21 protein-coding genes and 1 tRNA gene are annotated in these 18,424 nt (G+C 52.6%); 3 read left to right on the forward strand and 19 right to left on the reverse strand.

Features of this window, described 5'->3' with window-relative positions; translation table 11 throughout:
* From B3Z49_RS05010 to B3Z49_RS05055, 10 genes are all read right to left on the reverse strand, one after another.
* On the reverse strand, nt 1-330 hold a 330-nt coding region (locus B3Z49_RS05010), incomplete at its 3' end, for a LolA family protein (protein ID WP_296988590.1).
* Nucleotides 327-734 (reverse strand): acyl-CoA thioesterase, encoded by a 408-nt coding sequence (locus B3Z49_RS05015; RefSeq protein WP_296988593.1) that lies wholly within the window; start codon nt 732-734, stop codon nt 327-329. The genes B3Z49_RS05010 and B3Z49_RS05015, both read right to left, overlap by 4 nt.
* A 39-nt stretch (nt 735-773) precedes the next feature.
* Nucleotides 774-2,459: a glycosyltransferase family 2 protein gene (locus B3Z49_RS05020; protein ID WP_296988594.1), complete on the reverse strand. Its 1,686-nt coding sequence runs from the start codon at nt 2,457-2,459 to the stop codon at nt 774-776.
* Nucleotides 2,456-4,141 carry an AMP-binding protein gene (locus B3Z49_RS05025; RefSeq protein ID WP_296988596.1) on the reverse strand — a complete coding sequence of 562 codons (1,686 nt, stop codon included), beginning with the start codon at nt 4,139-4,141 and terminating at the stop codon, nt 2,456-2,458. The genes B3Z49_RS05020 and B3Z49_RS05025 overlap by 4 nt, the downstream gene beginning before the upstream one ends.
* Nucleotides 4,138-4,731: a hypothetical protein gene (locus tag B3Z49_RS05030; protein ID WP_296988597.1), complete on the reverse strand. Its 594-nt coding sequence runs from the start codon at nt 4,729-4,731 to the stop codon at nt 4,138-4,140. The genes B3Z49_RS05025 and B3Z49_RS05030 overlap by 4 nt, the downstream gene beginning before the upstream one ends.
* Nucleotides 4,712-4,960: an acyl carrier protein gene (locus tag B3Z49_RS05035; protein WP_064781383.1), complete on the reverse strand. Its 249-nt coding sequence runs from the start codon at nt 4,958-4,960 to the stop codon at nt 4,712-4,714. The genes B3Z49_RS05030 and B3Z49_RS05035 overlap by 20 nt, the downstream gene beginning before the upstream one ends.
* A 2-nt stretch (nt 4,961-4,962) precedes the next feature.
* On the reverse strand, nt 4,963-5,226 hold the full coding sequence (locus tag B3Z49_RS05040) for a phosphopantetheine-binding protein (protein WP_064781382.1): 264 nt from the start codon (nt 5,224-5,226) through the stop codon (nt 4,963-4,965).
* Nucleotides 5,201-6,043 (reverse strand): lysophospholipid acyltransferase family protein, encoded by an 843-nt coding sequence (locus B3Z49_RS05045; RefSeq protein ID WP_296988602.1) that lies wholly within the window; start codon nt 6,041-6,043, stop codon nt 5,201-5,203. Before B3Z49_RS05045 ends, B3Z49_RS05040 begins: the two co-directional genes overlap by 26 nt.
* Nucleotides 6,036-6,644 carry a beta-ketoacyl synthase chain length factor gene (locus tag B3Z49_RS05050; RefSeq protein WP_296988603.1) on the reverse strand — a complete coding sequence of 203 codons (609 nt, stop codon included), beginning with the start codon at nt 6,642-6,644 and terminating at the stop codon, nt 6,036-6,038. The genes B3Z49_RS05045 and B3Z49_RS05050 overlap by 8 nt, the downstream gene beginning before the upstream one ends.
* A gap of 146 nt (nt 6,645-6,790) precedes the next feature.
* Nucleotides 6,791-7,198: a hypothetical protein gene (locus B3Z49_RS05055; RefSeq protein WP_296988605.1), complete on the reverse strand. Its 408-nt coding sequence runs from the start codon at nt 7,196-7,198 to the stop codon at nt 6,791-6,793.
* 87 nt (nt 7,199-7,285) lie between these two features.
* On the opposite strand from B3Z49_RS05055, the gene B3Z49_RS05060 reads away from it, so the two are divergent.
* Complete coding sequence (locus B3Z49_RS05060) at nt 7,286-7,879, forward strand: 4'-phosphopantetheinyl transferase family protein (protein ID WP_296988606.1); 594 nt, start codon at nt 7,286-7,288, stop codon at nt 7,877-7,879.
* A gap of 475 nt (nt 7,880-8,354) precedes the next feature.
* Here B3Z49_RS05060 and B3Z49_RS05065 read toward each other — a convergent pair whose 3' ends face one another.
* From B3Z49_RS05065 to B3Z49_RS05105, 9 genes are all read right to left on the reverse strand, one after another.
* Entirely contained in the window at nt 8,355-9,128 is a 774-nt protein-coding gene (locus B3Z49_RS05065) for an MBL fold metallo-hydrolase (protein WP_296988608.1), read from the reverse strand.
* A 2-nt stretch (nt 9,129-9,130) separates the two neighbouring features.
* Nucleotides 9,131-9,943: a TatD family hydrolase gene (locus B3Z49_RS05070; RefSeq protein ID WP_296988609.1), complete on the reverse strand. Its 813-nt coding sequence runs from the start codon at nt 9,941-9,943 to the stop codon at nt 9,131-9,133.
* Nucleotides 9,940-11,505, reverse strand: coding sequence for a methionine--tRNA ligase (gene metG, locus B3Z49_RS05075; protein ID WP_296988610.1), 1,566 nt, complete (start codon nt 11,503-11,505; stop codon nt 9,940-9,942). Before metG ends, B3Z49_RS05070 begins: the two co-directional genes overlap by 4 nt.
* Before the next feature lie 86 nt (nt 11,506-11,591).
* Nucleotides 11,592-12,698, reverse strand: a complete 1,107-nt coding sequence (locus B3Z49_RS05080) for a DNA polymerase III subunit delta' (RefSeq protein ID WP_296988611.1) — start codon at nt 12,696-12,698, stop codon at nt 11,592-11,594.
* Nucleotides 12,699-12,700: 2 nt separating this feature from the next.
* Nucleotides 12,701-13,357 carry a dTMP kinase gene (gene tmk / locus B3Z49_RS05085; RefSeq protein WP_296988612.1) on the reverse strand — a complete coding sequence of 219 codons (657 nt, stop codon included), beginning with the start codon at nt 13,355-13,357 and terminating at the stop codon, nt 12,701-12,703.
* Nucleotides 13,354-14,448 carry a D-alanyl-D-alanine carboxypeptidase family protein gene (locus tag B3Z49_RS05090; RefSeq protein WP_296988614.1) on the reverse strand — a complete coding sequence of 365 codons (1,095 nt, stop codon included), beginning with the start codon at nt 14,446-14,448 and terminating at the stop codon, nt 13,354-13,356. Before B3Z49_RS05090 ends, tmk begins: the two co-directional genes overlap by 4 nt.
* 227 nt (nt 14,449-14,675) lie before the next feature.
* Nucleotides 14,676-15,722 (reverse strand): septal ring lytic transglycosylase RlpA family protein, encoded by a 1,047-nt coding sequence (locus B3Z49_RS05095; RefSeq protein ID WP_296988615.1) that lies wholly within the window; start codon nt 15,720-15,722, stop codon nt 14,676-14,678.
* Between the two features lie 72 nt (nt 15,723-15,794).
* Nucleotides 15,795-16,799: a lytic murein transglycosylase gene (locus tag B3Z49_RS05100; RefSeq protein WP_296988616.1), complete on the reverse strand. Its 1,005-nt coding sequence runs from the start codon at nt 16,797-16,799 to the stop codon at nt 15,795-15,797.
* Between the two features lie 23 nt (nt 16,800-16,822).
* Nucleotides 16,823-17,647 carry a YdcF family protein gene (locus B3Z49_RS05105; RefSeq protein ID WP_296988617.1) on the reverse strand — a complete coding sequence of 275 codons (825 nt, stop codon included), beginning with the start codon at nt 17,645-17,647 and terminating at the stop codon, nt 16,823-16,825.
* A 161-nt stretch (nt 17,648-17,808) separates the two neighbouring features.
* Between B3Z49_RS05105 and B3Z49_RS05110 the strand changes: the two genes are divergently transcribed.
* Together B3Z49_RS05110 and B3Z49_RS05115 are read left to right on the forward strand one after the other, a co-directional pair.
* Nucleotides 17,809-17,898: transfer RNA gene (locus B3Z49_RS05110), tRNA-Ser, on the forward strand.
* 109 nt (nt 17,899-18,007) lie between these two features.
* Nucleotides 18,008-18,346, forward strand: a complete 339-nt coding sequence (locus B3Z49_RS05115) for a zinc ribbon domain-containing protein YjdM (RefSeq protein WP_120224727.1) — start codon at nt 18,008-18,010, stop codon at nt 18,344-18,346.
* Nucleotides 18,347-18,424 lie beyond the last annotated feature (78 nt).

The raw sequence follows: 18,424 nt of genomic DNA on the forward strand, positions 1-18,424 counted from the left end.
TGTCTCTGACCCGCTTGCCATGGCATTTCGGTCACCATTTGGGGTAATCGTAAAAATTCCATCATCCTCAAGGACGGTTATTCCGGGAAACGGGAAAGTTGTTTTCCAGATCAAACCATTTTGAGGCGATATAACGAATTCACCACGCGATAGCAGCGGCTCTTCAAATCCTTCCAGATGACGGGCAAGCTCAAACGTGCCGTGAAGGTACTCGTTCTCATCAAGTGGGGCGGGTTTTACTGTCTCAGCATGCAATGCCCGCTGCCCAGTCGACAGACCGACAATGACGATTGCACACAGTTTGATCAGAACAAGAAAACGGCGGATCACAGGAGAGCCTCCATCTTTTCGATGAAGAAATCCGGGCTGCGATACAGCATTTCGCCGCTGCCTTTTTCAACCGCGACCTGAATGGTAAATCCCTTGGTCAGCTTTTGGCCCGTTTTCGCGTCCGTCACCAGATAGTCGATCTTCAGGCGATTTTCGTATTCCCGCAGGGTTGCCGTGATTGTGATTTCCTGACCAAAGCGACAGGGGGCGACATATTTGACGCGCATATCGACGATCGGCCAGACAAAGCCGGACTCATCCATCTGCGGGTAATTGTAGTCAATCTTGTCGAGCAGGGCACACCGGGCATTCTCGAAGAACTGAACGTAATTGCCATGCCAGACCACGTTCATCGGGTCGAGATGATAAAACTGTACGATTTCTGTGACTGATGCGCTGATCATCAAACGCCCTCATTGCCACATATGGCGTGTTCCTGGTGGTTATTCATTTTTATCCTTCTTGTCTGCCCAGAAATCGTAAAAATTGAACCATTGCAACGGTTGTTTCACAACAAGCTTTTCCAGCCAGCTTGCATATGTTTTTGCATATTTCGTGATTGTGGCCGTGCGTGTCTTGCGCGGCAAGTCTATGCGTTCAGCCAGCTTTTCCCAAGAAATGTTGAAACGTTTACCATCGCGCCAGGCCGCGACCATGTAGACCGGGCACTGCAGAAGGTGGGCAAGGATAAATGGCCCCTGCGGGAATGGGGCATTCTGGCCGACAAAGGGCACAGAAACTGTTTTATCCCGGGCGCCAATAGCCACACGGTCAGCAGCAATTACGATCCATTCACCACGTTCCGCCTTTTCACGAAGAAGCATCGCGGTATCCGGGCCGATCTCGGTAACCTCGATCAGGTCAACCTGGCTTTCCGGGGCAAGCTGTTGAAGCACGCGGCCGAACCGGGCAGCATTTTTCTGATGAAGCAGCACATTGACCCGAAAGTTACGATCGCGGCTGGCAATGGCACGAACGAGTTCGATATTGCCAAAGTGCGAGACAAAGAGGATTACCGCCTGATCCCGGGGAATATAGGAAAACAAACTGTCCGCATCTTCGGGCAGGTCAAGATCATCGATGTTCATTTCGCCGCACCAGGCAGCGATTTTATCAAGGGCAGATTCCCCGAACTTCATGAAATGGCCAAAGCTGTCACGCCAGGTCGGCTTGGGATGACCATTATGTGCTGCTACGCGTTCTAGGAAGTCTTGCGATGCCGCCCGTGCCGTGCGCCCAGTCACGAAGAAATAGGCAATAATCGGCGACATCACTGCCAGACAGAGCTTTCGTCCACCAAAACGATAAACCTGTCCGAGAAAACGCATGCCCCAATAAATGCCGCGTTCATCGATTTCAGACCAATGATTGTCGGTGTTTGCGTTTGTGGATGACGCAAACTTTCCGCCCTTGGCAATGAAGCGTGGAAGTCTTGCAAGCATGCCGCACACCAGTCGGGTATGCATCCAACTAATCAGAACGTTATCGCGCCAAATGCGGAAGTTCGACGTGTTTCCAACCGGGTAGGTGACCTTGATGGGCATATGGATTACGGGCACGCCCTGCCAGAAAAGGCGAACCATGATGTCGGTGTCGAAGTCCATCCTGTGGCCGATGCCATAGCGTTTCCAGATATCAAGGCTTGGGCCAATGGGATAGATGCGAAACCCGCACATGCTGTCGCGGATCTGAAGCGACAGTGTTTCAATCCACACCCAGACATGGGTCACCCAGCGGCCGATTTTGCGGCCGCTGGGAATGCTGTCATCATATATCGGAAGTCCGGTAACAAGGGCGTTCGGGGATTGTTGCGCAAGTTTGACCATGTCATCGATGCGATCAAGGTCATGCTGACCATCGGCGTCAATCTGAAAGGCATGGGTGAAACCATGACGCTTGGCCGCGGCCACACCCGTCATCACGGCCACGCCTTTGCCAGCATTTTCATCAAGCCGTTGGCAGTAAACACCGCTATCAGGTGAATGTAACCTGCTTACGGCGTTCCTGGTTTCGGTGTCCGAACCATCATCGACGATAAAAACCGGGATATCGTGCGCACGAATGCGCGTCACGACACTTTCCAGCGCGGAACTGTGGTTGTGGGTGGGGACGACGGCACAAAGCTTCATGTGGCGTCACCATCATACTTCAATATGCCTGAACTCAGATCTCCGTCACTGTCCGAGAAGTAACGGAATTTTACTTTCAGGCGACTTGCATGAAGGCGCATTTCCAAGTTCACAACATGCCCCGGGAGGATCGGTTTTCGGAACTTAAGCTGTGAAACCTCAGAGGTTGTTTCCGGCGTTCCGAACATGGATGACGCATAGGACGTCGCCCAATGAAGTTGGGTAACGCCAGGTAAAATCGGCATGTCCGGGAAATGACCGGCGAAGTAAATCAGGTCTTCGCGCAGTCTCAGTTTGAGCGCGACCTGATCGTTGGTTTGAACAGTTTCGAGAATATCGGGCTCTGTTGGCCTTTGTCCGAACACAGCGCGCAACAGATGAAGCGGGCGCTTGCCCTGGCTGTCTGTCGGGATGTGGTCAACAAACCGCCAGCGCTGGGGCAGGGCGGCGTCCTCTTCAAACTCGGCAATCTGCCGGCGTAACAAACGGCCCATCCGAAAAGTGCCCAGTTCTTTGTGCCGGGCAACCCCCGCATCGCTAAGAACAACAATTGCACCAAGTCGGCGATCATTATCGTCGGGAAGTAAAACAACCGCCTCCGATACCAGATCAGAGGACATCAAATGTTGTTCCACCGAACTCAGTGAAACACGTTTTCCTTCAATCTTTACGATGCGGTCGGCACGCCCCAGCAAGCGAAACTCCCCGGAAGTTTGGTCAATATCGGCTTTGTCTTCTGTTTGATACCAGTCAGCCTTGGCAATATGCGGTGCCTGTACGGCAAGGCATCCCTTATCATTCAGGCGCGGTGTTACGCCGGGCAGGGGCGTCCAATCTGTTTCAGTGGATGTTTGTCGTCGATAAGCAATGCCGCCGGTTTCCGTGCTACCATATATTTCGATAGGACAGGTTCCGAACATGTCCCGCGCTGCTCGTGCATGTTCGTAATCAAGCGGTCCGCCGGACGAGAAAATCAGAGATGGTCGCGCTATATCGGCCAGACCCGGGTGCAGGTTCTTGAGATGTGCGGGACTGGTGATCAGGACATCTCCCTGTTTAAGGTCACCCTGCATCATTTCCCAGAATGGCGCAGGGTCAGCGGTGAATATCCGGCCAGACATAACCGGCCAGATCACACGAAAGATCAGCCCGTAAATATGCTGGTGCGAAACAAGCCCGACAATCCGCGCGCTTGGCGAAATCATCGGTGACCATAGCGGGTCCTGAATGGTGACTTCTTGCTCAATCTGTTCAAGTGTTTTCGTGATGGGCTTCGGAAGACCTGTGCTGCCAGACGTAAAAAATACGGCAAAACAACGTGCTGGGTCCGGTGTTTGGTCTGGTTGCTGAGGACAGGTTGCTTGACCAGCTTTCATCAGATCTTCGATTGATGCGTCATCAAGGAAAAGATCAAACTGATCATCGATGGTGCCGAGATAGGCGGGTTTGTCGGTCGCAGGCAGGATTACCGTCGAGCCACGCTGCCATATTGCCATCAGGGCAATCGTGAACAGATGTGCAGATTGACAGTGAACTGCGATGCGTTTTTCACCCGGAAGGTTTGCTGCAAGTGTGATGGCATCCTTCACCAACTCTTCGCGCGTGATTAGCCGTTCACCAACAATGCATTGTGGGCGATTGCGGCTTTCTGTCTGGTAAAGGGCTGTCAAAAATCCGGTCATGCTCGATGATCATTGATGTGATGTTGGTGGCGGGCTTTGATGATGCGACGAACAGGCCATTCCCCGACAAACAAAACCGCAATCAAAATATATGAAATCAACCCGTTATATAGGGTCCATGTTTCAAGTGTTGCGTAAAGTGCGGTCCACAAGGCAACCAGACCATTCGCAATAAAGAACGCGATCCATACTTTGGTCAATCTGCGGGTGTAAATCACCCCGAACGCATCCAATTCCAGTGTTTGCAGGCGGGCGAACCGCTCAATAATCGGCATTCCAGAGAACAGCGACAGCGTAAATACCAGGGCAAGCGTCGCACTGATAATGACCGGGTAGAAACGCAAAGCCAATATCTCGCTGGCAAAGCCTGCTGCGCCGAGGATGACAGCAACGATGCCGGCAATCAGTCCCTCACCATATTTGTGCGCGATGAAGAACATAACAGCGCGTGCAATGACAAAGATGATGGCCGCGATCAGGATGATGCGTGGCGAAACCACGCCCAAACCGAAATACACGATAACCGGATAGGCGATGCCCAACAGGGCAATAACGATGGTCAAAATCCGTTTAGGAACTGACCAGGTCATGAATTTTCTCTACCACATCATCGACCGTACGCACCGAACGGAATTCCATCGCAGGGATTTTCTTGCCGGTAATTTCCTGAAACTTCACAATCAGATCAACCGCATCAATACTGTCGAGATCGAGGTCTTCCATCAAGCGGGCATCAGGCTGGATGTCTTCGGCCGGGACTTCGAACATATCGACAAGATAATCATGGAGCTGCTGATAAACGTCTTCACGGCTATGCATGATTACCCCTCCTTGCCGGACTGTTCGATGAAGCGCGCAAGGTTGCGGACCGAAGCGAAGTGGGTTTTGACATCTTCGTTCTTGGCATCAATACGGACGTCGTATTTCTTCTGAATGGCGACCCCGAGTTCGAGCGCATCAATGGAATCAAGTCCAAGCCCCTCGACAAAAAGCGGTTCTTCGCTGTCAATTTCTTCGACTGTGACGTCTTCAAGGTTAAGCGTCTCGATAATAAAGGCTTTAAGTTCGTTTTCCAGCGCAGTCATTCTTCAGTCTGTCCACAAAATAATCCCTGATGAACCGGGTAACATACCGGGCCTGTTTGGCGCGGCTGTGCTCCGGATCATGCAAATCCCCAAATGCAAGCGGCTTATCCACCACGATACGATAGCGTATTTTCGATGGTGCGATCCTATACCACGGTACCCCTTTTTTCAGAGTATCGTGATTACAGTGCACAACCACCGGAATCAAGTCGGCTTGTGTTTCTATCGCAATGTTGGCAACGCCACGTTGGAATTTCCCCAATGTTTGGTTGCTTGGCGTACGCGTTCCCTCCGGGAAGATCAGGATGCACGCACCATCACTCAGATGATGTTTCGCCTGTTTAATCAGGTGTTCCGGGTTGTCATCATTGCGAATAAAGCCGGCAGCCCGCACAACACCGAACAAAAACGGATTCCGAAACAGCTGGTGCTTTACGACACATTGGCACTTATCAAGCTGTGCCAGGATCATCACAACATCAAGCAGAGTAGGGTGGTTCGCGATGATGATCGACCCACTTGCTGCACGAAGCTGCGCAATATTCTCGGTTTCGACCGAGGCGACGCCAATTATATCAAGCATTCCGGCAAAAACTCGGAAACCGCGACAAATCACCAGCTGGGCATAGCGCCTACGTTTTTCGCGATCCTGAAGCACCAGCATCATGGCCGGAAAAATCGTAAGCGCCATAAAAAGCCCGCCGAGCCCGAAGCTGGCAAAGGCAAAGCCCGTGGCGAAAAGGCGCCAGTACCAGTTAAAGCCTTTTGGGGGGCGTTTGCGCGGAGGTCTTGGCCGCTGAGCTATCTTGTCAGTCATTTTTGCTAACGGTCCAACAACCGTTGGTGCCGGAGAGCGTGTGATCGCCTAGGCCGCTTTCCAAAAATTTGGCAAACCGCTCTGCTTCAAGAGGTGCTGATACCTGGGGCGTTTCCGAAGTCGTACCGAAGTCGGCCGTGTAACTATTGGATTGGCTGGCATCCGATAAAGGTTCGAACCGCACGGCCAGCGCGGTTCCAGTTTGGTCACCCTGTTCAAGATGTTTGTAAACATCAGGCAGCGGCAGGTCGATATAGCACAATATGACGGGCAGGTTGGTGTCATTGATCTGGCAAATAGCCTCTGTCATACCGGCGATAAGGCTATCCGGCCCGGCGGCAACGGCAGTATGGCTTTCAGTTATTGACCAGTTAATCGATGCGATGCCCACCAGCGCATTGTGAACCGACATGCCGAAGTCGGCCGGGGAGAGTGCTTCGTTGGTTATGACCTGGTGCAGAAGCTTTACAGTGCGTTCGATATTTCCGTGTCGTGACGCAAACACAATGTATGGATTGTCGTCTGTGCGCAAGGTTTTGGCCAAGACTTCTGCTGCGGCACGGCCATACAGATCCAGTCGGCGTTTCCATGCCGGTTTCAAACCGCCAGCCAAGTCAGTCTTGCCGATCCCGGTTTTACTGGATTGAAGCAGCCCGGGCGTTCCGTATTTCAGATCAGCGTGATCGTCAGACCCGCGCCAGAACGCCCAGTTTGTAATGCTGACTTGCACTGCCATAAGTGGCGCGGTCAGTTGGCAAGCGCGGCTTTGGCCGACACTTCACGCAAGATATCCTGACGCAGGTTATTGACCCAACGATTGTAATTGTAATGGATCGAGGCGCCGTCATAGCTCAGGTTCGTACTATCGGCGTACACAATCGAGAATTCGGTTTTGTCAAAGCCGATTCTAACTTTTGCCATGTGCGAGCGTGGGGAGTATGTGGCGAACAATACGCCGTCAGCCTGACGGGTGATGATCCAGTCACGGTCGGACGCGGCTTTGATAATGCTTTCTTCAATTTGCGCAAGGCTGAGCTTTTTAGTGCCGGCCGGGAATGCATGATGAGTGACATTTTCGACAGGTGCCGTGCGGCAGGCCGCGACAAGAAGTGTCAATAAACCGACGACGGCAAACTTAAAAGGGCGCATATCCAACCTACCAATTTTCGATATTATGTTGTGCATCCGGTAAGGATGATTGTTGCATGTTACAACAATACTTAATTGTGTAATGAAACCATGATGAACCATTCAACCAAAACTTGGCCTTCAGACGAAAATTTCCCATCAGTTCCTGTTCATGTTGCCGGAAATGGAAGAGTTTTATGGTCCATTTTGCGATTGAAGCATGGCGCGAACGAAAGCCGTCGCGCACAGCGTCTGCGATCATCAAACACCGCACAATCAATGCTCCGTAACGTCGCGCTGAAGCATTTAGGACCTTCGCAGGCATTTGAGGTTTCAAAGGAACCGTCGGGCAGGCCGGTAGTCAGGCTTTCAGATAAGACCTTGATGGCAAGTATCAGCCATAGCCGAGATCTGGTCTGCATCGCACTCGGATGCGATGAACAAATCGCGGTTGGCATCGATGTTGAGTATCACGAACCCGACCGAAATATTGAGGGTATGATCCAGTCGCTTGGTTGGGCCGATGTGGGACTGTCGGCAGAGGCATTTTATAATGCGTGGTGTCTCTATGAAGCACGGTTTAAAGCGACAGGCATTGTTACTCGAAGGGAGCAGCCTGAGATGTGCGTTTCTGCCTTGGCGGTACCGGCACAGTATAGCGGAATGTTGGTGTGGGCAGGAGAACCAATTGATAGTTCAATCAGTTAGGTTGCCTGGATACACAATCAATAATTTTCCAAAGTGACTTATCCAAAAGCGTTCCGTAAAGCTCGTCAGAATATTCGTAAAGTTGACTTAGATTTCTGCAGTAACGTGTTCGCGTGCTGTTCGCTAACCGTGTCTTGAAGGTGTCAAGCCAGACTGTGCTCCAAAAACGTGGGACACCATGTTCGTCTAGTACTATTGATGTCTGAAGACTGTCAGGTAAGAATTGAGTTGTGTGCATTTAACTCAAGCCGATAACTGTTTCGCTAGATATCAAAGCAACGTCAACCGAAGAACCCCATATGTGTGTCTAGCTTCGCTACGCTGCGCAAGCCTCACATATGGGGTTCTTCCAGCGATTGTCGACCTAAACGCAACGCTTTTGGATAAGTCAATTTTGTCATAATATATATTATAGAACTATTCAGTATGGTGTCGCATTAGGGCATTTCGATCTCGCCTTTGAAGTCTTTGGCGCTTAGTTCACCTCAATAACCAAGCCATCATAAGCTGGTTCGACGTGATCTGGCGTGTCTGCCATCGCCTGTGCGTAGTCGAACTGGATGCTCATGTGCGTCATATAGACTTGCTTGGGTTTGAATTCTTCGACCCAGCCAAGAAGTTTTTCGAGATGTGCGTGCGTGTTGTGCGGACGATGCCGCAAGCAATCCACGACCCAGACATCCAGATCATAGAGATGTTCTTTGGATTCTTCGGGGAACTCAACGACATCCGTTGAATAGGCAAACTTGCCTACTTTGAACCCAAGGGTCTCGCCATAGCCGTGGTCTTGGCTGAAAACCGTAATTGGGACCCCTGCTGGCTTGATTGGCCCTGTGATGACATGCGGGATCAATACCGGCTTGAAATAGAACTCAACGCCTTCTGGCAGCGGCGTGAAGACATAATTGAAGCGATGATCAATGTCCGAGATTGTCTGTGCATTCGCATAGATATCAATCGGACGCTCCATGGCGACATTCAACCAGCGAACATCATCAATGCCATGCACATGATCGGCATGTGAATGGGTAAACAGGATCGCATCGACGTGGTCGATCCCGTGCGTCAGCGCCTGCTGGCGAAAATCCGGTGTCACGTCGACAAGGATCTTTTTGCCAGCTTCCTCGATCAGGATAGAGCTGCGTAAACGTTGGTTTTTCGGATTGTTCCGGTCGCACTTGCCCCATCCAAGGCCAACCGATGGCACACCATTTGAGGAGCCGCAGCCAAGGATGGTTACCTTCGTCACTGTTATTCTGCTCCCAGCGCAAGCAGGTTGTTTCGATCGGCTTTTGCGAACAGTTTGAAGAAGTTATCCGTCGTTATTCGCGTGATTTCTTCAACTGTTACACCTTTGATTTCGGCAAGCTTGGCTGCTGTATGGGCGACATAGCTCGGTTCGTTCGGTTTGCCGCGCTTGGGCACCGGTGCCAGATACGGTGCATCCGTTTCCACCAGCAGCCGATCCAGCGGTACGTCTTCAACAGCGGCACGAATTTCTTTGGCCGAATTAAAGGTAATGATGCCAGAACAAGAAATATAAAACCCGATGTTCAACGCACGCTGCGCTAGCGTTGCCGAACTGGAAAAGCAATGAATAACGCCGGTAAACGGCCCCTTCTCATACTCTTCTTCCAGAATATCCATCGTGTCGTCATCGGCATCACGGGTATGGACAATCAGGGGCAAACCCGTTTCGCGGCAGGCCGCGATATGGGCGCGGAAGCTTTGCTGCTGCGCATCGCGCGGGGCATTGTCATAGAAATAATCCAGACCGCTTTCGCCGATCCCGATGACTTTCGGGTCGGATGCCTTTTCGATCAGCGCATCGGGGCTTGAAAGCCCCTCCTCACCTGCCTCATGCGGATGAACGCCAATCGTGCAATAGATATGATCAGATTGTTCGGCAACCGCGCGGACCTTCTCAAAGGTCGTCAGTTTAACGCCGATGCTGACCATCATGCCAACGCCGGCGTTTTTGGCCCGCGCAAGGGTTCCGCTCAGATCGTCGGAAAACTGCGGGTAGTCCAGATGGCAGTGGCTGTCGACAAGGGCGACATTCATGCCTTCTCTCCTTCATCCTCGGTCTCGACATAGCGCGGGAAAACGCCAGCCGGTTTCGGAATGTCCGACCCCGGTTTCAGGGCATTGTTCGGACCAAGCGCATCAAACCCGCGCTGATCATCGGCCAGCACCAGCTGATCAAGGATTTTGGCCGCTGAGTCCGGCATGATTGGTTGAACAAGGATACCGACGTGGCGAATGACCTCGGCCAGCACATACAAAACCGTCTCCATACGTTCAGGATCGGTCTTTTTCAGGCCCCAAGGTGCCATTTCATCGACATAGCGGTTGGCATCACCCACAAGACCCCAGATCGCTTCCAGCCCCTTGTTAAACGCCTGTTCGTCAAAGAGCGGACGCACGGTATCAAGCATGCCGTGTGCCTTGGCGAGGATTTCCTTGTCCGCGTCAGTAAACTCGCCCGGGGTCGGGATCGCGGCGTTGCAGTTCTTGTGGATCATCGACAGAACACGCTGGCACATATTGCCAAGATCATTGGCCAGTTCGCTGTTCATGCGGTTGACCATGGAACGATGGGAAAAGTCACCATCATTGCCAAACGGCACTTCACGCATCAGGAAATAGCGCGTCTGATCCAAGCCGTATTTATCGGTCAGGTCATACGGATCAATCACATTACCGATCGATTTGGAGATTTTCTGGCCTTCGTTGGTCCACCAGCCGTGGGCAAAGACGCGCTTCGGCGGTGTGATACCTGCCGCCAGAAGAAATGCAGGCCAGTAAACAGCATGGAAACGCAAGATATCCTTGCCGACCATATGCAGGTCAGCGGGCCAATATTTTTCAAGTTTGGCCGGATCTGCATCCGGGTAACCGATCGCGGTCAGATAGTTGGTCAGTGCGTCGAGCCAGACATACATGACGTGGTCTTCGTCACCCGGCACCGGAACGCCCCACTTGAAGCTGGTGCGTGATACGGAAAGATCATGCATGCCCCCCTTCACAAAGCTTATCACTTCGTTGCGGCGTGACTGGGGGGCGATGAAGTCCGGGTTCTGTTCGTAAAATTCCAGCAGGCGATCGCCCCAAGCAGACAACTTGAAGAAGTAGCTCGGTTCAGACACCCACTCCACCGGTGCGCCGGTCGGTGCGAGTTTTTCGCCGTCTTTTTCGATCAGTTCCTTCTCGCCGTAGAACGCCTCGTCACGGACCGAATACCAGCCATCATAGGAGCCCAGATAGATCTCGCCCTTTTCAAGCAACGTATTCCAAAGCGCCTGACAGGCCTTTTTGTGACGTTCTTCCGTTGTGCGGATGAAGTCATCGTTGGAATAGTTCATGTGAACGGCAAGATCGCGGAAGTTCTGCGAAACCTGGTCTGTAAACGCCTGTGGGGCAATGCCCTTGGCCGAGGCCGATTTATCGACCTTTTGACCGTGTTCATCGGTTCCGGTCAGGAACATCACGTCATAACCGTCCAGGCGCTTGAAGCGGGCCAGAACGTCACAGGCAAGCGTGGTATAGGCATGGCCGATATGAGGCTTGTCGTTGACGTAATAGATCGGTGTCGTGATGTAATAGGGCTGTTTGTGCCCGGTCATGGTCGCAAATCCTTCGCGCAAGTCGTGAAACAAAACGGCCCGAAATGGGCCGTGATGGTCAAAATTTCGGTATGTGGGCAGTGATGTCAGGTTCGCATGGTTTCTTCAAGCATGAAGAATGCATTCAGCAAGGCCTGCTTGCGATCAAGATGCAAACCGCGGGTCGCGCCCATCAATTCGTTGATCTTTTCCCATACCTCCAGCCATTGATCAAGCGGTTGCGCGGCTGCCATGCGCTGCATGGCGGGCAATTCACCGTCAACGACTTCGCGGGGTGCTTGCCCTGTGGCGGCAAACCGGATCATTCGCGCAAGCCACCAATGCATCAATTCCGCGATTGTTGCAAAGGCCGCGTCCTTGTCTGCGGGTGAAAAACGCTCTGCAAACTTGTGTTGGGCTGCGACATCGGCATTGGGGAGTGCGGCGATGATATCGACAAGTTCTGTATAAAGCTCAAGCCCGCCCACCTCGTGGAGTTGAAGTGCACGACCGATGCTGCCTTCTGCGAGACCCGAAAGTGCGTCACGTGCGCCAAGATCCATATCCGGGCAATAGCGCCCAAGAAGATCGACAACCTGATGATCTTGCAGCGGGCCAAGATTAAGGCGCCGACAGCGCGACCGAATGGTCGGTAGCAACCGTCCCGGATGATGGGCAACAAGGATCATCATGGCGTTGGCTGGCGGTTCTTCGAGAACCTTGAGGATCGCGTTGGCAGCATTGCGGTTCAGTTCATCGGCGGCATCAACGATGACGATCCGCCATCCGCCCTCCGCCGAGGTCTTCGACATGAAATTGCCAACCGTGCGCACGCTGGCAACGGTGATTTCGCCCTGCAGGCGCTTCTTCTTGTCGTCGTATTGACGCTCGATAACCTTGAGATCACCATGGCCTCCGCCGGCAATCCGTCGCGCTACCGGGTCTTCTGGATCGACGTAAAGACCGTCATTCTGGCCTCCAAACAGCCCTACACCAGCATTGTTTCCGCCGCCGGAAAGGATGAAACGTGCCATACGATAGGCAAGCGTTGCCTTGCCGACGCCCTTGGGACCACACAGTAGCCAAGCGTGATGCATGCGTTTGCTGTTCAAGGCATCAAGAATGACTTTCTCGGCCTCTTCGTGGCCAAGAAGGGCATCATTGCGTCGCGGATCAAAGGGGTTTTCTTCTTCGGGAAGGTCGTCCTTGGCCATGATCAGGTCCCCTGCCCGGCAATGCGCCCCTGAACAGCGGCGATGACACGTTCACCTACGCTTTCGATGTCTCCACTGGCGTCAATGACGACACAACGGCCTTTTTCAGTTGCTGCAATTTCGCGGTAACCGTCACGTATGCGCTCGTGAAATGCAAGTCCCATGCGTTCATAGCGGTCCTCGGCGGCACTGACATTAGCAAAGCGTGCCCCAGCTCGGTCAAGACCAACTTCAAGCGGCAGATCAAAAATTACGGTCAGATCAGGTTTAAAATCGCCGATCGCCAGCTTCCAAAGATTGCGGATATAGTCTGCACCAAGGCCATGGCCGTAGCCCTGATAGACAACCGATGAGTCCGCGAACCGGTCACAAAGAACGACTTTGCCTTCGGCAAGGGCCGGACGAATGGTGCGTTCAACATGATCGCGACGCGACGCAAACATCAGAAGCGCTTCGGTTACGGGGTCCCAACGTCCGGGATCTCCCGTCAGAATAAGGTTGCGGATTTCCTCGGCACCTGGCGAGCCACCAGGTTCACGCGTGACGACAACATCCCGGCCCTGCTCGCGGAACCAGGTTGCCAAATGGTGGATCTGGGTGGACTTTCCGCTGCCTTCACCGCCTTCGAAACTGATGAACAAACCGGGCTTCGACTTCACCCGTTTGCCCCCCAGAGAAGATATTTGAAGGCTGCGCCAATACGGCCGACAAATCCAAGGCGTCCGACATCATGGGCGGCATAAAGCGGGAACTCGATGGTGTCCTGGTCCGGGACTTCGACCTTAAGTGTTGCGATCTGATCGCCCTGACTGATCGGGGCCGGCACCGGGCCATCATAGACGACGGTGACCTTCATATCGCGGCTCGCACTGCGTGGCAGTGTCAAAAGGATTTCCTTGTCAGCGACAAGATCAACCTTGGTTTCCGAACCCAACCAAACATTGGCGGAACTGACGGTCTCGCCCTCGGCAAACAGATCATAATTGTCAAATTCGCGGAAGCCCCAATCCAGAAGCTTCTGCGATTCCGTGCGACGTTCACGTACAGAATCCAGACCGTTAACCACAAGGATCAACCGACGCCCGTCACGCTCGGCTGACGCCGTAAGACCGTATCCAGCCGCTTCGGTGTGCCCGGTTTTGAGCCCGTCAACACCGGCACTCGTGCCCAGCAGCGGGTTACGGTTGGGCTGACGGATACCGTTATAGGTGAATTCCTTGACGGAATAGAGCTCGTAAAGGTCCGGGAAATTTCGAATGGTATCGCGCGCAAGGATGGCAAGATCATGAACCGTGACAAGGTGGCCGTCCGCTGGCCAACCGGTGGCGTTTTTAAAGACCGACTTGGTCATGCCGATTGCACGGGCTTCTTCGGTCATCGCCTCGGCAAAGGCTTCTTCGGATCCACCAATTCCTTCTGCGACGACGATTGCCGCGTCATTTCCCGACTGAACGATAATGCCGTGCAGCAGGTCAGAGACCGAAACGTTAGAGTTTACCTCGACAAACATTTTCGATCCGCCCTTGCGCCAGGCTTTCTCACTTACGTGGAAGGTGTCGTCCATCGAAACGCGACCGTCCTTGATATACTTGAACAGCATATGAACGGTCATCATCTTGGTCATCGAAGCCGGCTCGGTCAGGGTGTCTCCTTCTTTATCAAGCAGCACAGCGCCGGTATCGAAGTCCATAATGAAAGCTTCACGTGCGCTGGTCTCTATTGCCTGCGCGCTTGCAAAGCTCGTCGACATTGCCATGACTGAGCCAAAAATAAAGGCTCCGGCCACTACCCGGTTCAGAGTGTTTTTGAACGGAACTGGTGGCATCAAAGTCATGGCATTCAAACCCTGTAAAATAATTTCTCTATGCACCGGGGAACGGTGTATCCGCTGATTTGCTTATGTCGCAAATTAGGCAGAATTGTGCAACACCAACAAACCCGACGTTTTAAAGCGGTAGCATAACCGGCTTTTTTCAATCAACAGACTGATGTCGCTGAGCCGCCATCAGCACACTCAACGACAACTTTTGCCCCGTTTTGGCCGGTTGCAATCACCCGTTCAAGCAGGATGTCCGCTTCCGGGACTGTTTCCAACGGACCAAGCCGTACGCGGTAAAAGGTCGTGCCTTTGACGTCGATCGACTCAATCTTGCTGGGGGCAAGATCATAAAGGCGATTGCGCAGGTTTAAGGCATTGTCATAAATGGAAAAGGCACCTGCCTGGACATAGATCGAAGACGATGCGACAGGCGCAACTTCAACCACGGCGGCCTCTTCGACCACGCCATCAAGTGGTGCGGATTGGACACTGGCGCTGGAAGACGGCGGTGTCAGTTTGATACTCGAAGTCGTCGGTTCGCCTGCATCCGTTATTGGCCCGTCATCAAGACGGACTGTTTCAACAACATCGCGCGGTGCTGCTGTAACCGTGCTTTGTTCGGCCGAGGTAACTTGCGGGGCGGCTTTACCTTGCGCGATTGCTGCGATCTGACGGCTTTCGGCTTCAACCACTTCGACGAGAACCTTCGCCGTACCTTTTCGCTCAAACCCGAGGAGCTGGGCTGCGCGGCGCGACATATCGATGATCCGCCCGTGAGCGAATGGTCCACGGTCATTGACCCGTACCTTGATCGACTTGCCGTTTTCAAGGTTTGTCACCCGAACGATGCTCGGCAGTGGCAAAGTCCGATGAGCGGCCGAAACCTCATACTGATCAAAAATCTCGCCGTTGGCGGTCTTCTTGCCATGGAATTTGGGGCCATACCAGGATGCGATACCGGTTTCGGTATATTCGTAATCTACGGCCGGATAATACCACTGGCCAGCAATCTCATATGGATTACCAATCTTGTAGTTTCCGATTTGGGCAGGTTGTTGTGACTGACCGCCAAGCCGTTTGACGCCATGGACGGCCAGTTGCGTTTCAGCACAGCCCGCCAGCAATACGCCCAATGCTGCAACCGCCAGGGTAATGCGGCATTTGGCTCGCAGATGTGCGAAGGCACTTTTTCGTGGTTTGGGCATCAAGGTGTCCCCGCTTGTAGATGCTCTGTCCATGCTCGTTCAGACAAGATGTCCGTTTTCCGGACGTTGTTTTTAACGACCGGCAATCGCATCGGCCAATGTGCCAACCGCAATCGCAAAGTAAGTCGAACGGTTCCAATGCATGATGGTATGGAAGTTGTTATAAACCATATATGCGGGACCTTCACCGTCATTTACGATGACAATTGATGCTTCCATGTCTGCCGCAGGCAAATCTGCGCCGTTTGGCATGCGAACGCCAAGTTCCTGCCATTCAGAGATTGGTTTGCGGATATCGCGACCTTCAAACTCGGTGTTGAAGTTTTCCGGCAGCGAAATCTTGCGGCCCCAGCGCTCGTCTGCATGCCATCCGACCGAGGAAAGATAGTTTGCCGCAGAGGCAAAGACGTCTTCTTTTGCCCCCCAAAGATCAATCTTGCCGTCACCGTTTCCGTCGCGTGCGTAATTCAGGAAGGTAGATGGCATAAACTGTGCTTGCCCCATGGCCCCTGCCCAGGAGCCCGACATCTTTTCCGGCGCGATATGGCCAGCATCGATGATGGTCAACGCGTTCATCAATTCCTTGCGGAAATATTCGGCGCGGCGTCCTTCAAAAGCCAGGGTAGCAAGTGAATCAACAACCGAATAACCGCCTGTGAAACGACCAAATCCGGTTTCAATGCCCCAGAACGCCGTCAGATAGTGGCCTGGCACGCCGTATTTCTTGGCCGCGGCGTCAATGATTTCACGGTCTTCAGCGTATTTCTTACGACCTTCATTGATGCGGGATTGCGGCACAACCCGATCAAGATATTGTTCAAAGGTCAGTTTGAATTCCGGCTGGCTGCGATCATATTCGATCACTTTGGGGATCGGTTTGGTATTGGCAAAGGCAACGTCGAGTGTGGCATCGGAAATGCCTTTGCTTGCGGCTTCCTTTTTGAATTCAACGAGCCATTCGTCAAATCCCTCGGTGGTGAATTCTGGAAGTTTCTCATCGGTCTGTGCAAAGGCCGGTGCATTTGCCGCCATCACAGCAACGACGGAGGCGGCAGTCAGTAGTTTCCAGAATTTCATCTAAGCCTCATCCAATCATGTAATCAGTTTTCTGCCCCAGGATCTTGCGGCCCAGGGAACCATGCATCTGTGCGGCCGGTCCAGTAATAGGCGGTCAAACCAACCCATTCCCGCAAAGCGCGGCCCAACGATTTGATACCGTCAGAGACGTTAAGACTTGCTAAATGGATGTCATTTGAGGTGGATCTGTCGACCGGATACGGGATCACATTCCAGCCGGCCTGACGGAATACACCTACCGCCCTCGGCATATGTTGCGCCGAAGTGATTAGCACCCAAGGCTTTTTGGCAAGTTCAGGCCACTCGCGATAAACTATCTCCAGAGATTTCGTCGCGTTCTCGTGCGTGTTCCGCGATTTTTCTTCAAAATACATGTTCGACGTTTTCAGGCCCGATTCGTCCAACCAGTTTTCAAGGACGACTGCTTCGCTAAATCCACGCTCTGTCAGGTTGCCATCCGCGCCAGTGAACAGGACAGGTTTATCAGGATACAAGCTGGCAACTCGCAGCATCGCGAATATCCGGTCTGCGGAACCCCATACGTTCATTTCGCCGCGCTCTAGGTAACTGTCTGGGTCAAGGCTCCCAGCCAATGTGACAGTTCCAGCAAACTCGATCTGTGAGAGTTTTGGTTTCTCGAAACGGGTTTCAAGAGGATGCGAGAGCACGTCTCCAACCGGGATAACCGTGATTAGCAACGAGGCTCCGCTCACAATAATCAAGCCAACTACTGCAAATTTGCGTGTTCTTTTGAGGAGCATGAACCCCAACAGAACCGTGAGGAGGAAACCGTGCATGAATACAGCGTCGCTCAGGATGCTTACCGTTTTGGACAGGAAGTAGAACACGTGTGAAAATTCCGAAAAGAATTGGTTTGTATAACGTTATTACCATACTGAAATCAGGATAATTCACCAGCATTCGCTGCAATATTGGATTGCCCTATTGACAGGTCATTCTCCCCAATTTATTGAAAGCGCCCAGAGCGAAACGCTCCAACCAGTTTTGCGGAGAGGTGGCAGAGCGGTTGAATGCAGCGGTCTTGAAAACCGCCGTGCCTTTACGGGTACCGTGGGTTCGAATCCCACCCTCTCCGCCATTTACTCCAAGACAGTGCAAAAGCCTGTTCAGTAGTCGCATCGTGATGTTCTCTGCGTGCTGCCAAGCCGTATCTGTCAGGACGTCATAATCGTCGAAAGGCCACTGATATGAGCGAACTGCCACCCTGCCCTAAATGTGAATCCCCTTACACCTACGAAGACGGTGACTTGTTGATCTGCCCTGAATGCGCCCATGAATGGTCGCTTGCGACGGGTCAGGCGGATGCAAATGTTGTTCGCGATTCCAATGGCACCCCACTTGCCGATGGCGATACGGTTTCAGTAATCAAGGACCTTAAGGTCAAAGGTTCGTCTGCTGTTGTTAAAGTCGGGACCAAGGTTAAGGGCATTCGCCTTGTTGACGGTGATCACGATATCGATTGCAAAATTCCAGGGATCGGTCAGATGGGGCTGAAATCGGAGTTCGTAAAGAAGGTTGTTGAATAGGCAACTGAATACAAGTTCGAACAAAAGTAAAAAAAGCGCACCGAATGTGGTGCGCTCAGACTGCTGACGAACCCTGTC

This window comes from Thalassospira sp. UBA1131, assembly GCF_002311515.1.
Lineage (GTDB): Bacteria > Pseudomonadota > Alphaproteobacteria > Rhodospirillales > Thalassospiraceae > Thalassospira.

Bases quoted from the DNA above. Each gene is read 5' to 3' on its own strand.
- B3Z49_RS05015 (WP_296988593.1), bottom strand. From the start codon at position 734: ATGATCAGCGCATCAGTCACAGAAATCGTACAGTTTTATCATCTCGAC.
- B3Z49_RS05020 (WP_296988594.1), bottom strand. From the start codon at position 2,459: ATGAAGCTTTGTGCCGTCGTCCCCACCCACAACCACAGTTCCGCGCTG.
- B3Z49_RS05025 (WP_296988596.1), bottom strand. From the start codon at position 4,141: ATGACCGGATTTTTGACAGCCCTTTACCAGACAGAAAGCCGCAATCGC.
- B3Z49_RS05030 (WP_296988597.1), bottom strand. From the start codon at position 4,731: ATGACCTGGTCAGTTCCTAAACGGATTTTGACCATCGTTATTGCCCTG.
- B3Z49_RS05035 (WP_064781383.1), bottom strand. From the start codon at position 4,960: ATGCATAGCCGTGAAGACGTTTATCAGCAGCTCCATGATTATCTTGTC.
- B3Z49_RS05040 (WP_064781382.1), bottom strand. From the start codon at position 5,226: ATGACTGCGCTGGAAAACGAACTTAAAGCCTTTATTATCGAGACGCTT.
- B3Z49_RS05045 (WP_296988602.1), bottom strand. From the start codon at position 6,043: ATGACTGACAAGATAGCTCAGCGGCCAAGACCTCCGCGCAAACGCCCC.
- B3Z49_RS05060 (WP_296988606.1), top strand. From the start codon at position 7,286: ATGAACCATTCAACCAAAACTTGGCCTTCAGACGAAAATTTCCCATCA.
- B3Z49_RS05070 (WP_296988609.1), bottom strand. From the start codon at position 9,943: ATGAATGTCGCCCTTGTCGACAGCCACTGCCATCTGGACTACCCGCAG.
- metG (WP_296988610.1), bottom strand. From the start codon at position 11,505: ATGACCGGGCACAAACAGCCCTATTACATCACGACACCGATCTATTAC.
- B3Z49_RS05080 (WP_296988611.1), bottom strand. From the start codon at position 12,698: ATGGCCAAGGACGACCTTCCCGAAGAAGAAAACCCCTTTGATCCGCGA.
- B3Z49_RS05090 (WP_296988614.1), bottom strand. From the start codon at position 14,448: ATGTCGACGAGCTTTGCAAGCGCGCAGGCAATAGAGACCAGCGCACGT.
- B3Z49_RS05095 (WP_296988615.1), bottom strand. From the start codon at position 15,722: ATGCCCAAACCACGAAAAAGTGCCTTCGCACATCTGCGAGCCAAATGC.
- B3Z49_RS05100 (WP_296988616.1), bottom strand. From the start codon at position 16,799: ATGAAATTCTGGAAACTACTGACTGCCGCCTCCGTCGTTGCTGTGATG.
- B3Z49_RS05115 (WP_120224727.1), top strand. From the start codon at position 18,008: ATGAGCGAACTGCCACCCTGCCCTAAATGTGAATCCCCTTACACCTAC.